The sequence below is a fragment of the Acinetobacter sp. RIT698 genome, from assembly GCF_009668065.1.
Taxonomy (GTDB): Bacteria; Pseudomonadota; Gammaproteobacteria; order Pseudomonadales; family Moraxellaceae; genus Acinetobacter; species Acinetobacter guillouiae.
This window is the reverse complement of record NZ_WJYH01000034.1, coordinates 40,373-53,945: the sequence shown is the minus strand read 5'-3', so window position 1 is coordinate 53,945 and position 13,573 is coordinate 40,373. Positions and strand designations below refer to the sequence as shown.

Here is a 13,573-nt window from a genome sequence, read left to right as displayed (position 1 = left end):
CCGAATAAAACAACTATAAATATATACTTTATCACACCAAAAACAAATCAAGACTCATAATCAAACAATGATTTATTTAGATCCAAAAAATATAAATCAGAACCATATAAAAAGATAATCATTTTTCCCTCATGTTTAATCCCTTGAATCCTATAGTTGATCAAACCATTTATCGACTTTATTTCAATACTATAATGACTCATCAAATTTTTTGCTTTTTTGGGATTTACTTGTCGTAACACATAAACCAATTGGACAATAATTGTTTTGTTAAAATCAGATCTTTTCTGCGCAATCGCAAACCTACTTATATGATTTTTCTGAAGTTTTATACTCCTCATTTACTTTTCATCACTATTAATGACGTCAGAAGATTTTAAAATTAAGCGTTGGATGACTGTTCGAGTAACTGAGTAATGCTTAGCAATTGAATAAACAGTATGGCCTTTTTTAAACTTATCCAATGCTTCTTTCTTTTGCTTATCAGTTAAAATCTCGGGACGACCTACACGCTTTTTTGCTTTATTCATAATGCTCTTTTTAGAAAAACTAGATTTCTCTTCAAAATCAGAACATAACTTTAAAAAATGCATAAATAATTTCTTAAGATCTCCCACAATTTCATTTTTAGAAAAATCTAAACAGATTAATCGAATTTTTTTTTTAAAAATCAAATTTACACTTGAAGATACTTCATTAAAGTTACCACCTAATGAATCAATTCCATTGATTAACAATAAATCACCGCTTTCCATCGCATAATTGACTAAATTAATAAATTTATTTCTATATTTTAATGATATACCGGCTTCCACCTCTTCAAAGATCACTCGTTTATTTGGTATTTCATAACCAGCGTTTGAAATATAGGAGACATAATTACTGTCTTTTATAGACAAATCATCAACTCTAAAATATGCATAGACTCGCACAACAAATAACCCTCTTATAATTAAAACAATTATTATAATCTTATACTAATAAAAAAAACATCTGTTGAAAATTATATTGGTGTTTTAAACACTATTAATGATTTAAAAACATAAAATCAGAATCATTATAAAAAAAATAGCAGGATTAATTTAAACACACGAAATACGAAAAAAATATTTAACAAACAAATACAAGAAATTAGCGACAAAATAAATAATATGATGTAAGAATTTTTTTCAAAAAATAATTATTTATTTCACTGGTGCTTAATATAAAAAACCACTTAAATAAATAAAAGAATATAGCTTAGGTGTTTTTAATAGTGTAAATTAATAATTTAATTATATGTATTCTTTTTTATAATTAACATCATGATAAAAAATCATGATGTTATTGTGAGTATCTCTTAAAATTCGACCTGTACAGTTACAGTATCACTATATTTACCAGCAGGCAGACTCAGTGAATTTGTATCCAGAATTTTTGTTGTGAAAGCATAACCCTGCTGAGTTTTCGCATCATAAATACCAGGATTTGTAGTCGCAACATCGCTCAACCACTGCTCGTTATTTCTTCCCCAGCGTTCCGTAGTTGAGTTTTTATAAATTTCATAACTCATATAGTTATTCCCCGTTTCTGACTTCATTGCACGTTGATTGCCATTTTGTGGATAAAGACCATCATTCAGGCTCACTTTATAAGGTGTCTTGACTGAACAGCGTATTCCCATCGAGGTTTTCACTGGTGTAAAGGCATCTGCAAAGGCTGCTGTTCCAAAATTCACATCATTGGTCGCAATACGGCAGTCTGGTAAAACTTCAATACTCAAATTTAGAGAAGAATCACTACCACTTCCCCAATCAAACCCGAGTCCCAAAAATCCACGATTAAAACCAGGGCTTGAAAAATAAAATCCTATTCCAGCTACAGCAATTGCAGGCACAGAATAATACCATTTGACTTTAAATGGTGTTTCAGCTCGGTAAATCCCAGGCGATACAGCTTGTCCAGAATTAATCTTTGCATAAAATGGTAACGCACCATTAGGCCCCGTAAAGAAATTGATAATTGTAAAGCTACTCATATCTCTTTCTTGCCCCACATTAATTGGATTACTATTGGTATCCAAATAATTCACCGTAAGGCGTTCACCAGTGACACTATTGATATAGTTTATTGGCATCTGATCGACCCGATATTTCAGATAAGTGGTATTTAAAGCAGCCAAACTAAATCCACTACAGGATAAACCTGCACTGAATTGCGAAGATTGAACTCCATTTTCTGCCAGAGTAATGGAAGGAACCTTACCAATGGACACATTGCCACTTGAGTTAACGTTACAATCTGCCTGACTTTGAGCAGCAATCAATATTAATCCAGAGAATAATAGACCTGTAGGTATTATTTTTTTTAAAGTAATCATGGTTTAGCCACCTCACGACAAACAACCGACTTAATCACTGCAATCTGTTGTTGCGCTTGTTTTAAATCCAACGAAAAGTTTGCTTCACATACGCTTTGATCTGGCAGTTGCACTCGAATGCTATTCTCTGCACCCAGATCTTCAAGATAAGCAATCCCGTCCATCCCCACATAACTCGATTCTTGATCCGCACGATGTACCACCGCACCCACTGGAATCGCTTGCCCATTGCTTTGCACTAAAGATACATTGGCTGCATAAGACTGTTTGATTGGGAAGCCAATCACAACACCTGAGCCTCGTTTTGCCGCAATCCGATTTTCAACTTGGGTTGCATTAAAGTTAGAGGGTAAATCGATCGGGTTAATACTGTATTTAGCCGCGTAATAAGGCGTCACTGACGGTACAAATACATATCCCTTGGCGTTACTCCGCCCCACCAAGCTGTTTTCATAATGCACGGGTACATCTGCAATTTTGTTGGTATCAATCAAAGCAAACGACTCACCCAATCGATTGGCAGCAAAGACATTGCCTGACATCAACACCACCGAACCTGACAGTCCAAACCAATAGTTGTAATCATTGCTACCCGACATGCCGACATCGGTATTAAAATATTGGTTACGGTAGCTGACTCGTGCCTGATTAAAGTCATCACTGTTTTCATTAAAACGTCGAGTTAAATCAACACCAACACCACCATCCAACGGTGCACTACGGTTATAGTTGATATAAGCATAATCACCACTGGATTGTTGGCTATAACCTAGATTAGCTGTGGATCTGCTCTTGGAAAATGGAACCGACAACTGAAATGCTGCACTCCACTCTTTTTCCACAAAATCCCGGTTGGCACTTAACGATACTGTCGCACCACGCAGATAGGACGGTAATACCGGTGCCCAAGACAGGTTCATCAGTTTATTTTCAATGTCTCGGCTCTTGGTTCGGATATATGCCACCCCAAAAGTACCCGACTTTTCTGTCGCAAAATAAGTATTGGCAACCAAACTTTTATGACTGTTGGCTGAAATCAAATCTGTGTATTGCAAGCGTGAAAGATCATAATAATCCTGATCTCGCTGGGTATGATTGAGACTAAATCCAAAGCGTTGTTGGTTATAGCTATAACCGAGCGTGTATTGATTTCCCTTGAAGTTTTTATTTCCGTTCAAGTTATTATTTAACTGATTAAGCTCTCCATCAGCCCAGCTTTGGGTTGCCGAACCACTTACAACACCAAACCGATTCAACTTAAGCACTGAACCTAGCCCAGCCAACTGAATTGAATCGGAGAGTTCAACTCGTCCTTCAGCCGTGAGCCAGTCGTTAATCCCGTAACGCGCATCCGCTGAACTGGCAAATTTGCCATATTCAAAGTTCTTGATCCCATAATCTTCGCGGATTTGTCCCATAGACACCGAATAATCCAATAACCCCGGTTTAAGCAAAGTATTCGAAATATAAAACGGCACCGAGGTTGCCACCTGACGGCCAACACTATCTGTGGTGACAATCACCGCCTCGCCTTTACCATTGATAAATGGAACATTATTTAGAATAAAAGGGCCAGATTGTACATCGGTTGAATTGGCTTTCTGTCCGTTAATCAATAAGTCCACGGTGCTCGGTAAAGCCGCTTGTCCTTTAAACTGAGGTAAAGGATAGGTAATCAAATCTGGACGCGTACCAAAATTACGCTGTAACTGCAATCCACCTAAACGCACTGAACTTCCCCATGCGTTTTTACTTCCCGTAATTACATCACCCGCTAAAAATGAAACTACCCGGACTGGGTCATCATATTGCCAAGTGGTGTCATAGCGGCGGTAGCCATCATTATCTTGAGTTGAGTCGTTTCCAATCCCATCAGATTTAAAATCAGTTTTGCTATAAACCCCTGAATTTCTCAGTACCCCATAAGGGGAGAAAAACCGTTGTTCTGTAAAGAGTGTACTACTATAGCCACCATTCTCTGGGCGGTAGGTATAAAAGTCATAGTTATTTAATAAACCAATACCCGACTGCGCTGTTTCAGGTTGATACCATGAATCCAAGCCGCGTATCTGCACCGGCATCCAGCTGGCAGGAAGATCGAGACTAAAATACTGTTGCGCTGAATTGTACTCATACTTCAATTCGGGAATCTGATTGAGGCTGACCCAATCCAAGGCCTTCCCAGAAAATCCTAAAGTAAATACATCCAGATCGGTCAGGTTTTTTTCTGACTGTTGCTGAAGTGCATCCGCAGGCAGCTTAATCTGCAACTCATCCAGTTTCGATTGCTGGATAAAGTAATGATCGCCTTTGACAATGACTGGTATCACTTGTCGCGTCGAATATTGATTGATCACCAAGTCAAGATAAAGCTTAAATAAGCTATTCACTTCTGAAACATCTCGTGGTGGCGGGGGCAAACCATTTGCATAGACATTGCAACTCAGCAATGGAATATTCGCAACCAATATCAATGTCAGGCTTTTGCATAAAAAAGAAGGGGTGTGTAACCCTGATAAATAACCCATTTATCCCCCTCCTTCTTTTTTAATCTCAACCAATTCCTGTTTCACCCCTGAACTGTCAACCCCATACAAACTGCTTTGACCACTTAGGCTGTTGAGTAACTTATTGTCCAGATCAAACTTCATGGTGCTGTTTGCCAACACATAACCAAAGGCGGTTTTGCCAAAAGCCATTTGCTCTGAAGTCGGGGTTAATTTAATTCCAGAAAGTCGTGAAAATTTTGAACCAGTATTTTTAATATAAAGTTCAGGTTTGCCCTGTTCATTATTCTTGACCCACCAGCTTAATATCGGTTTAGCCAAAGGGTTTTTCGCATTGGTTTTTTGTGAAACTTCAGTTAAACCACTACCAAGTCCTTTGCCATAGCTAAACAAGGGAATGGAATAACGCATCTGAAAACTGACTGTCGACGCATCTTTTTCATCTTCTGGATTGAGCTTGATCGGCAGTTCATCAACAATAATTCGATAGGCAAGTTCTTTTGCATCAGGTACAGCAGCTGAGCGAGTCAAACGCAACATATGCTTTTCACCCGCCTTGATCTTCGCTACAGGCGGACTTGGAATAACCTCAGTTTGCTCCACATAAGCATCTTGCTGATGATTCTGATCCCATTTAAATACCCGAATCTGTACCATGGCATCAGAGTTACCGGTATTTTGTAGCCAGACCGCAGAGGCTTTTTCATTTTCTTCAATTTTTGGATAAATTGGCCAGATTAAAAAAGTGGCCTGTGCGAATACGGGTGAAGTGACCATCAATATCGCGGCCGCAGAGAAAGTTCTGCCCGACCATATTTTCATTTTATTTAAGCTCATAGAATCACCATGTAATCGTAATTGCGACCGTATCTTTATACAGGCCAGCTGATCGTGGTTGATTGTTATTATTCAAGTCTGCAACACCATAAACTGCAAAACCCAGTACGGTGTTCAAAGTAGTGGTTGGTGTCAGTGAGTAACTACTCCCACTGGCATATTCACCTTGCAAACTACTGTCCTGATAAAGCTGATAAGGTACAAACTCATTCTGCTGGGCATGTTTCATCCGCCGAAAGTTATTTGAAAAGTGATCACCACCATTCAACATCACCTTTACCGGTAGCCGTGCAGTACATTGGATATTCCAGCTTTGCGCAGTATTGATGACGGATCCTTTTAACTGCCCCTGCGCCACAACAGGATGACGACCAAAATCAAGTAACTGTTCGACATTGCTGAGTTTGCACCCATTTTCAATGGTCGCCTGCACTTTAAAACTTGCCGAAGTTACAGGATCAACAGCAAACCCACTTTGAACAATCGAAATCAGCAGAACACTTAAACCTATTTTTTTCATGATTTTGTTCTTTAAAATTCAATGGTAATTGGAATAGTGTCGGTATATTGTCCAAGTGAGACTGACCGACCATTATTAACAGTTTGCCCCATGAGATTAAGCGTTTGCGGCTGACCATTATTGGTCAAAGTAATGATTTGATTAGGCCTTAACGCTTCGCGAGCAGTTCCATATAAGATGTTGTAGGCAAGGAAATCTGTGCCATTACTGATCGCACGAAAATAATTTGCGCCAAAAGGTGCTGGTACCTTACTGTCATGTTGCCCCGCACCAAAGGTAACTTTTATTGGAGCATTGCCAGGGCATTGAATGGTCAAACCTGATGTAGAACCCTGACTTAAACTGGTCTCTATCACCTGATTAAATGCAGCTGTGGTTTCTCCAAAGTCTAGCTGCCCGAAATTCAAGCCATTGGTTCCGTTATTCACGGTCTCATTGTTGATCTTGCAGGATGGCTCTAATTCAAGTTGAACATTTAACTTAGCGGCCAATTGCCCAGCACTGGTGAGCGATGAAACAATGCTACAAAGTAGCAATCCGACGCATTGTTTAAGTAACAGGTGCATACGTTCCTCCCTAAAACAGGCTTGTTCAACAACAAACCTGTTTACTGTTACGTATACTGATTAGAAATTAACAGTCACCAATAAAGTGTCTGTATAATCACCCTGTGCTTTTGCAGTGCCAGTGTTCGCAGCAATTGCACCAAAAATTGGAACTTCTTGAGCTACACCTGCTGCAGCAGTGAAAGGCTGAGCTGTATTAATCACATATGGATTGGTACGTGCTGCATCACGGTAAACGTTATAGTTTACTAGGTCGGCAGCAGTTGTATGTTTAAGACTACGATCAGCGCGTTGACCGCCATCAATTGCAACCGTAAAGTCAACAGGGTTTGCACCATCACATTCTACAGCGAGATGACCACCTGTCGCTGTAGAAGCAACTTGTCCAGTCAAAACGTTGGTCCAAGTACCAGAAGTTTTACCGAAATCTAATGTACCAAATTGGTTCATATTTCCAGTAACAGTAGAACCTTCAACAGTACAACCTGTCGAAACATTCAGCTTGACATCAACTTGACCAGTAACAGCTGCTTGTGCAGTCGCGATATAAGCCGTGCTCAACAATGCAGTTAGTGTTAGTTTTGTAAAAATATTCATATTAATTCCCATGATTTGTATTATTCGTAAACTTTTACACAAGAAGTGTGAAAGTATTTACATAATCACATGTGATGAATAAGTGTTCAATAAATCAACTAATAAGCAGCACAAAACAAGCTCAACTATTTGTATTTATTTAAAATTTTATTGGAATTGTGGAATTAAATTATTATTATATTTAAAACACCAAAAAATACATTTCACTTGATAATTTGACAAAGTAAAAGTGAAATTAACTTAATTTTCTTTTAAATAACACCAAGCTAAATATGCCAATCTAAGGACTTAAAATTTCGCTTAGGCAATATCGTATTTTATCTTGATCAAGCCTCATAAAAACAAAATTAAACCCTATATTTCAAAATTTTACTTGATAAAATTTTATTTTTATATATTAAACCAAACTCAATATGACAAAGATAAACTTATTTTTAAAAATGCTTTATCGGCTTATCTATATTTTAAATTTTACCTAAAAAATTTAAGAATCGCCTTTTATAATTAATTATTACCTTCAAATTTTTTACATCTCATTTCATTCAATTGATCTAAGATATGATGATTAATTCAAAAACTCCAATTTTAAATAAACTCGAGATAACAAAGTAACCATGACCATAATAAGCACCCCAAATTAGTCTTTTACAATCATTGCTCACAATGGCTTTGTATTGGTAGATTAATCACGATGATGAGGCTGTAAATTAGTGACGAGGACTTTATTCAAAATATGATTTAATCAATAAAAGTTAACACTTAGCGGTTATTTTATCCATTCATCAAAAATAAAAAAATCCCATTCGTTCTGGGGTGAAGAATGGGATACGTTATGACACTTTAACATGCCGACCGAAAATCGTGAATCTCTGTATACAATTTGGATGACGACTAAATATGAAAGGTGTTTCCACTCGGTTTAAGAACATCTCGCTCTTTAACTCTTAAACAAATGCATTGGTCAAATGTAGCGATTGCATCACGAATAAATTCAGCTTCCATTTTATCTACATGCAAATGGCTTTCTTTATGAACTTCTTCAAACAATGCTTTTAAATCATATTGATCATCACTTAGACATGTCATCTTAAAATTACTCAATTCAGCGTCAATATCTAAACGTATTAATTCGATAAAATGCTGACGTGAAGCATAGGTATTTTCACTATAAAAAAAATGAGTGCTTTCATCTATACCTTTATGAAACACCATTTCATAAATTTTCATTATTTATTTATATCCAACATTCATATTTCTATTCTTCAATATATCTGTAGGAACCCATTAAGCTATTCAGATAATGCACATTTTTTATCATTACTCACCATGTTTTGCAAACTTTTACACTTATTTTAATTACAATTAAATACATAATTTATTAAAAATATTCCCTAAAAACAAATATTTAAATTTATATTATCTTTTAGAAACAAACTTGTAATAGTGTTCTTATTATTATAATTTAATACATATTTCATGTAATTCATCACCAAATAACAAATGCAATTTTTGATCAATTTAACAGGTCATATTTATAGTGATAATAAAGCCTATGCCCGTCAATCTCCTTAGCAGCTCCAATAACATCAATATTGATCAGATTGAATAATTAAATACCATAAACATCAGAAAATTCAGTTTTTGCCAAAGCTGTATAAGCATTTTCTGTATAAATGAATTAAATATTTATTATTAAAAAGATGCGCTTAATGTTGGATGCCAAACCTTCCAATAAACATGGCATCCAATTTCTCAATGTTAAAAATTAGCTTTTAATACCAACGAAGCAAAATCTCGGTCATCGAGTGTACTAAAATCATTCGAACCAAAAAAATTGGTATACGCAAGTTCAGCTGTATACTTTTGCTGATAATTCACTGAAATAGTGGCTGCAATACTCATTTGACCTTCTTGAAAATTTTGGCTAAATCCTGCTATATCATGGCGAAAGATTACACTTGGTGTGATGACGGTCGCAGGTAAAATATCTTGATAATTTAAAGCTCCTCGTAAACGATAGCCATATGACCATTGCGTAAAAAAACCATCCCGATTACAAAAGCGCTCATTCATACGATCAATCACATCATTTGCAAGATGTGCGGTGCCATAAGGCGTACATTTATATTCACCTGTTTCAGGATTATAAGCACCAGATGAAAGCTCACTCCGTCCAAATGCACCGACCCGTCCAAAACGATGATTACCAATATCTGCAATATGATTCACTGCAAACTCTGCCGCCCAATTCAATGCATTTGCACCCAATATATTGTTTAACCGATCACTCGCACCCAGTGAAAATTGGGTTACAGGCGTTCTTACATACCCTTGTAAATATTGTCCAAATTCAGCCGCAACTCCAGGTGGTGTAAGGGGCGTATCTTTGTCTAAAACTTGAGCATAGACGATATCTGTTCCATTTAATTGTAAGGGCTGATTAGGTTTATGCGTTAATTCACTAAAAACAGCGGTTGTCCCCACTTTTGCTGCTAGGCTTAATCCATACATTTTAATATTTTCTGGATAAATTGAAAAAAAACGAGCTGTATTAAAATATGCAGGCCCTGATGCAGTTACCGCTGTACCATCAAAATTAGCATTGCGACTGTGATAGTTCGCAAAATATGCACCAAGTTCAGCATTATTCCAACGAGGTAAAGTTTGCTTTAAAGCAAAACCATATTGCCCACTATTCTTGGCGTATCGACTTTCTGCCCGTGGAATATAAGTCTGTGCATCTAAAGCACTTTCAGACAACTTATCTCCTGGTGTAACGGTCAAAATAATCGGGCCACAATTTTCTGGAACAAAATCAGAAATCGCAAAAAACGTCCCACACCCGTCCACCACAGAAGGTCTAAACGTAAACTGATAAAAACCATCGAGTTTAAGATTTGGCGTTATTCCAGCCTCAAATGAAAACATTTCGACAGGAATTATTCGTTCTTTTGCCTCTCCTCCCGGCCGATTGATTGCAGCATAATCCAAGGCACTGACTGAATTTATACCATTTTGGAAAAACTGCGATTTCCCCCAATTTAAAGTATGTTTGCCTAATTTTAGATTGGCATTTTGACCATTTTCTAAAGCAAAATTTTTCCAGATATAGGCATCCCAAAGATCAATGCCCTTAAATTTGGCTAATCTAGGCCAAGCAGAATCATCAAAGGCTTTTAAATCTCCACGACCAGTTTCATAAGCATGGTCATACCAATATTTAGTGCTGAGTACTGCACCCTGTTGTTGTCCTTTTAAACGAAACTCAGTCAACCCTTTTATAATTTGGGAAATGTTATCGTTTTGACTAAAGTTCACATGCCCGTCGTCACCATTCACGTCAACGCTTAAACCGCTCTTTCCGATATGATTTGCATCAGGTTTATACACCAACTGATTTGAAGCATCTTGAGCACTCCAATTGGCACCTAGGCTGAGTATGGTACTGGTTTCAAATTTCCAATCCTCATTGATCTCAACACTTGTTGCAGACACTTTTGAAATACTTAAGCACAGCACTAAACAGACACTCAGCTTTTGAGTGAAAATAATCGTGTGTTTCACGTTATTGCTACATATCACATTTTGCATCATTCGATCTCCATATCGATATGATTTAATTCAATTTAAGTCCTTAAATAGCCATATTGACTATTTTGAAATATGCATGATTTTTTAATTGTTTAATCTGTTATGAATACTGCTAACCTATGAGCAATGCTGTCTTAAAACGGCGGGGAAATTGAACCAAGTCACTTCTCAATAAATTCCGCTATATAAAGTCTATGAACTAAGCGATACATATCGAATCGTCCACTTGGTCTAATTGTTGAATAAATTGTTCAGCTTGTGCCCAATACCCATATCCAGCAGCAGGATTAAGATGCCCCACTTCACCTAAACTCACCAATTGACTGCCCCATGTTTTTGCCATAGTCCGAACGGCCTGGTAACTGGCTAAATGGTCGTTGGTACTTGCAACAACAATGCTCGGAAAAGGCAAAATCTTGTTAGGTAAAGGATCCCATCCTTGCTGTTTTAGCATTGCAGAACTTGGATAGTTTTCAGGCCATTTGGCCGATAAATCGGGTGGTGTCACCAACAAAGCCCCTTGAATATTGTGTTGATACAGAGCTGCCCAGTGAACGGTCATTAATACCCCTGCACTATGTGCAACTAAAATCACAGCACCATCAATTTCTTCAAGTTGTGCTTGGATCGCTTTAACTCTTTTTATGCAGTTGAGCTTGTCTGTTTCCAACGGGGGGACGGATCGTACCTTGACCAGCCTTTGCTCTAATAAGGTTTGCCAATGTTCAGCAACATGGTCACGTAAACCTGGGATAATTAAAACGGTTGCCTTTATCTGGATTTTTTCCATTGATCTACCTTAAGTTTTCGCCAAATGAATGAAGATGAATTCTATAAATTGCTTATTCACAATACGGTTTAGTTGATCTTGGTGATGTACATTTGATGACAACTGCTTTTCATTTGATGACAAATGACTGCTCCAATAAAGCATTCGAGCATGGGGTTATAAAATTATAAGAGATTGATTTAATTGTTTTATTTTAAAATTCACTTATTTATTCATTAAAAATCTGAATATTATTAATGAAATGAGTGAGATTGCTTTAACCAATGCCAACTTTAATAATGGGGCCGTGTTTCAGAAAGGATCCGCTGAAACCCCAAAAAAGTGAACTACAAGGAAATTAAAATGAATCAAATTTGTAGAATAGCTGTGCCATTGGCATGTCTATTAACAACTCATTTATGTTATGCGGATTCTACAACCTCTAAACGCTGGGCTGTCAGTGCAGGCTGGATGCATGTCATGCCTCAAGGCAAAGCCAATTCAACACATGTAACAACCAGTGTTGTAGAAGGTGGCAGCTATGGCGTTGGATCATCATTATGGGGAAGTGATATTGCCAACTACGAAACCAATGCATCTGAAATTAAGGGAATGGGTGGGCTTTTATTAAATACTTTTATCAAAAATGGTAAAGCAGACCCCAATTATAAAGTTCCAGCAAGTCTGACCACCGGAGCCAGATCGGATATCACAGGTATTTCTGATTATACCGCTCAAGGTGGAATGGAAGTCGCGGATACCGATACATTGGGTTTAACTCTAAGCTACTTTGTAAATGATCATGTATCTCTTGAATTAGTCGGTGGTATCCCACCAAAAATTGATATTGATGGCGTAGGAGAAATTAGAGCTTCGGCACTTTCCACTGCCAATACTCCCGGAAAAGGCACACCACCGACCTATTTAAATGGTTTAAAACTGCTAAAAGATACCTTAATTACCGATCTTGATGCACATGGCAAAGTTGCAGAAGTAACTGCATGGACGCCTGCAGCAACAGTTAAATATCATTTTGGCGCTTCAGGACAAGATAAGTTCCGACCTTTTGTTGGCGCGGGTGTTGTATATGGTCATTTTAATAAGTTAAAGCTCAATGGCGGTGTAGAACAAGACCTTATTCAAGCAGGTTATATGATTGATAATATCCTCAATGATCGAGCGGGTGAAGCATTGCACGGTGGTCAAGGCAGTTCAACAGCGACACCAAAAGTTAAAGTTAAAACCAGTGATGCCTTTGCACCAGTACTCACAGCAGGATTTACCTTTGATTTAACCGATCGTTGGTTTACCACTGGATCTTTAAGTTATATGCCAAACTTTAATAATGTAGCAACTGTGACTGTCACAGATACATCGACAGGTACCCAATTGATCAAGTCCACGACAAAAATTGATTTAGATCCTTTGGTCACATATCTTGGGGTAGGCTATCGTTTTTAATTAAATGGATTGATTGTAGCCCTATATCTACCGACCATTTAATTTTAAAAATATTGTGTACTAAATATCTACAATCCGATATGAGTCGCAATGCCCCATCTAAAAGAATTAATGTGTAAGCAATATCCCTAAGTTGTGTCGCACATTAATACGTTTTAAAAGGCTGTTCTTTACTCAATAAAGTGCAGTCCTTTTAAAACACTCCTCTTTGTTAAACAAATTTGATACTCTATTTCAATCATCTCAATGTGTAATGAATTGAGATGCTTTTTAAAAAATTTTGATAAAATTATTGAGATTACACATACGCAAAAACTTTTTATAAATGCGTATTGGTACAGTCTTCAAACAGTGGTGTATTGACCA

At 37.2% G+C, this 13,573-nt stretch carries 11 protein-coding genes; 1 reads left to right on the top strand and 10 read right to left on the bottom strand.

Features of this window, described 5'->3' with window-relative positions; genetic code table 11:
• Nucleotides 1-341: 341 nt before the first annotated feature.
• From GJV03_RS14925 to GJV03_RS14880, 10 genes are all read right to left on the bottom strand, one after another.
• Entirely contained in the window at nt 342-932 is a 591-nt protein-coding gene (locus GJV03_RS14925) for a recombinase family protein (protein WP_056517969.1), read from the bottom strand.
• Between the two features lie 407 nt (nt 933-1,339).
• Nucleotides 1,340-2,359, bottom strand: coding sequence for a spore coat U domain-containing protein (locus tag GJV03_RS14920; protein WP_056517971.1), 1,020 nt, complete (start codon nt 2,357-2,359; stop codon nt 1,340-1,342).
• The gene (locus GJV03_RS14915; protein ID WP_154130433.1) at nt 2,356-4,887 is read right to left on the bottom strand and encodes a fimbria/pilus outer membrane usher protein; all 2,532 of its coding nucleotides are present in this window, start codon (nt 4,885-4,887) and stop codon (nt 2,356-2,358) included. Before GJV03_RS14915 ends, GJV03_RS14920 begins: the two co-directional genes overlap by 4 nt.
• The gene (locus tag GJV03_RS14910) at nt 4,888-5,688 is read right to left on the bottom strand and encodes a fimbria/pilus periplasmic chaperone (protein ID WP_151958115.1); all 801 of its coding nucleotides are present in this window, start codon (nt 5,686-5,688) and stop codon (nt 4,888-4,890) included. It abuts the gene before it with no gap.
• A 19-nt stretch (nt 5,689-5,707) separates the two neighbouring features.
• Nucleotides 5,708-6,223 (bottom strand): spore coat U domain-containing protein, encoded by a 516-nt coding sequence (locus GJV03_RS14905; protein ID WP_105714784.1) that lies wholly within the window; start codon nt 6,221-6,223, stop codon nt 5,708-5,710.
• An 11-nt stretch (nt 6,224-6,234) separates the two neighbouring features.
• Nucleotides 6,235-6,789 carry a spore coat protein U domain-containing protein gene (locus tag GJV03_RS14900; RefSeq protein WP_004722258.1) on the bottom strand — a complete coding sequence of 185 codons (555 nt, stop codon included), beginning with the start codon at nt 6,787-6,789 and terminating at the stop codon, nt 6,235-6,237.
• Nucleotides 6,790-6,849: 60 nt separating this feature from the next.
• A complete protein-coding gene (locus tag GJV03_RS14895) occupies nt 6,850-7,386 on the bottom strand; it encodes a spore coat protein U domain-containing protein (protein WP_004724771.1) in 537 nt (178 codons plus the stop codon).
• An 891-nt stretch (nt 7,387-8,277) separates the two neighbouring features.
• Nucleotides 8,278-8,613 carry a hypothetical protein gene (locus tag GJV03_RS14890; protein WP_004724773.1) on the bottom strand — a complete coding sequence of 112 codons (336 nt, stop codon included), beginning with the start codon at nt 8,611-8,613 and terminating at the stop codon, nt 8,278-8,280.
• Between the two features lie 531 nt (nt 8,614-9,144).
• Entirely contained in the window at nt 9,145-10,980 is a 1,836-nt protein-coding gene (locus GJV03_RS14885; RefSeq protein WP_154130432.1) for a DUF1302 domain-containing protein, read from the bottom strand.
• A gap of 196 nt (nt 10,981-11,176) precedes the next feature.
• Complete coding sequence (locus GJV03_RS14880; protein WP_154130431.1) at nt 11,177-11,767, bottom strand: alpha/beta hydrolase; 591 nt, start codon at nt 11,765-11,767, stop codon at nt 11,177-11,179.
• Nucleotides 11,768-12,109: 342 nt separating this feature from the next.
• Between GJV03_RS14880 and GJV03_RS14875 the strand changes: the two genes are divergently transcribed.
• The gene (locus tag GJV03_RS14875; protein ID WP_154130430.1) at nt 12,110-13,207 is read left to right on the top strand and encodes an OmpW family outer membrane protein; all 1,098 of its coding nucleotides are present in this window, start codon (nt 12,110-12,112) and stop codon (nt 13,205-13,207) included.
• The last annotated feature ends 366 nt before the right edge of the window (nt 13,208-13,573 follow it).

Bases quoted from the DNA above. Each gene is read 5' to 3' on its own strand.
- GJV03_RS14920 (WP_056517971.1), bottom strand. From the start codon at position 2,359: ATGATTACTTTAAAAAAAATAATACCTACAGGTCTATTATTCTCTGGA.
- GJV03_RS14915 (WP_154130433.1), bottom strand. From the start codon at position 4,887: ATGGGTTATTTATCAGGGTTACACACCCCTTCTTTTTTATGCAAAAGC.
- GJV03_RS14910 (WP_151958115.1), bottom strand. From the start codon at position 5,688: ATGAAAATATGGTCGGGCAGAACTTTCTCTGCGGCCGCGATATTGATG.
- GJV03_RS14905 (WP_105714784.1), bottom strand. From the start codon at position 6,223: ATGAAAAAAATAGGTTTAAGTGTTCTGCTGATTTCGATTGTTCAAAGT.
- GJV03_RS14900 (WP_004722258.1), bottom strand. From the start codon at position 6,789: ATGCACCTGTTACTTAAACAATGCGTCGGATTGCTACTTTGTAGCATT.
- GJV03_RS14895 (WP_004724771.1), bottom strand. From the start codon at position 7,386: ATGAATATTTTTACAAAACTAACACTAACTGCATTGTTGAGCACGGCT.
- GJV03_RS14890 (WP_004724773.1), bottom strand. From the start codon at position 8,613: ATGAAAATTTATGAAATGGTGTTTCATAAAGGTATAGATGAAAGCACT.
- GJV03_RS14885 (WP_154130432.1), bottom strand. From the start codon at position 10,980: ATGATGCAAAATGTGATATGTAGCAATAACGTGAAACACACGATTATT.
- GJV03_RS14880 (WP_154130431.1), bottom strand. From the start codon at position 11,767: ATGGAAAAAATCCAGATAAAGGCAACCGTTTTAATTATCCCAGGTTTA.
- GJV03_RS14875 (WP_154130430.1), top strand. From the start codon at position 12,110: ATGAATCAAATTTGTAGAATAGCTGTGCCATTGGCATGTCTATTAACA.